The 1,499-nt window shown below is 55.6% G+C and carries 2 protein-coding genes; both read right to left on the reverse strand.

Annotation, left to right across the window (positions count from 1 at the left end; translation table 11 throughout):
* Positions 1-288: 288 nt before the first annotated feature.
* Positions 289-891, reverse strand: coding sequence for a helix-turn-helix domain-containing protein (locus WP12_RS24430; RefSeq protein ID WP_235399229.1), 603 nt, complete (start codon positions 889-891; stop codon positions 289-291).
* Positions 892-1,248: 357 nt separating this feature from the next.
* The coding region (locus tag WP12_RS26040) for a hypothetical protein (protein ID WP_235399230.1) at positions 1,249-1,499 on the reverse strand (251 nt) is incomplete at its 5' end.

Consider the following 1,499-nt stretch of genomic DNA (forward strand, 5'->3'; position numbering starts at 1 on the left):
TTTTGGCATTGGGCCCTCGGCGCTGACGGAGGCCATGGGCATGCTCAACCACCATTTCGCAGCAGCCGCCTGATCGGCGCAGAGCGACAGCCTACCTCTGACTGCCGCCAATCTTTGCAACAGAGCCCACGGAACAATTCGACAGGCTCGATATGCCAACTGCCGCTATCGCTTTTAGTAGCAGAAATACGACCTTCTCGTATCGCTTTCAGGATGGCAGATTTGGAGCGTCCGACCCGTTCCGCCGCCTCTTTTGGCCCTATGGAAGTCCTGCTTACCATTGCGCACTTAGTCCTGTGTACCGCGTACCGTATGGAGCGCGGAGGTGTCCAGTCCATCGGGTTGCTCTATAGCCGGTAAATCTGGTTCCATCCCCGGAAGGGATGGTTCAGACGGGGGAGGAAGGCCGGGACCGCTTGGCAACTGGCGTTCACCCGGAAACAGGTTAGGCAGACGATGGAGCGCCGGTTGCGCGCCCAGCTCCTCACGATCCGGTTGTTCATCGTCTGCGATCAACACAGCCGCCGAAAACAGGCTGTAGCGGATGCCATCACGCTTACCGGTCCATGCTACTCGGTCATTGATGATGTAGGCGCAGGCTGTCCCGGTTGGGCCGATCTGGCGGACTTCGATCCACCCCTGTTCACGGAGTATAGACAAAGCCCGCTTGAGGGTCGGGAGTGAGCAATGCGCGGCCTTTGCCAATGTCGTTTGGCTGGCCACAATGGCATTATGCCGTCCCATTTGAGCTACCAGCACATGGAGCACCGATGACGCACGGGGATTGGCGATAGCCAGTTGCGCCCATCTCTCATGAGCAGCGCGATCAGTCTGCACCCATGTACCGCCCGGTGGGGTGGTCAAACCTAGTTGCTTAGACTTTTGCGACATTGGCACTCCCTAGTCCCACAGGCTGATGAATTTTGTCAGTCGTGAGCTAGGGGTAGCTCACCGGTGAGCGGATTTTGAAAGACAGTGAATAAAATCGAAAATTTATATGCCTCGGTCTATGATCTAATTTCAATCAAAAACTTTCGGATTTTGTCCGAACCTAGCTCATAGCTGGTGAGCTAGGGGTAGCTCATAGCTGGTGAGCTACCCCTCTGCGATAAGCTATTGATTAATAATGGTTTTTATTCTTTGTCTTCTATGATCTTATGATTACCCCCTGAAAGGGGGCTGCGAGTTATCCATGCCTCGCCATAGCGCTATCCAAAAAGCTGGCGACGGCGAGGGGTGGGTAACTCGTTAATCAGACCGCCTGCGGCGGGAAGATTGAGTGCCGCTAGTCGCGGCACGCGCTAGGCATGCGCGGATAGGAATCCGCATCCCTTCCACGTCGCACAATGATGCAAGGTCTGAATTGGCTATCAGGCCCAGTCGGCCCGAAGCTGCGATTTTGGTCATCTTGGAGAACACGTCGGGAACGGGCTGGTTGTTGTTGACGATCGCCCATGCGAGGAACGACGTTCCGCTCCGATAAGGGAGCGGCGTTATGA

It is taken from the genome of Sphingomonas sp. SRS2, from assembly GCF_000971055.1.
Taxonomy (GTDB): domain Bacteria; phylum Pseudomonadota; class Alphaproteobacteria; order Sphingomonadales; family Sphingomonadaceae; genus Rhizorhabdus.

Coding starts and splice junctions, on each gene's coding strand:
- WP12_RS24430 (WP_235399229.1), bottom strand. CDS start 891: ATGTCGCAAAAGTCTAAGCAACTAGGTTTGACCACCCCACCGGGCGGT.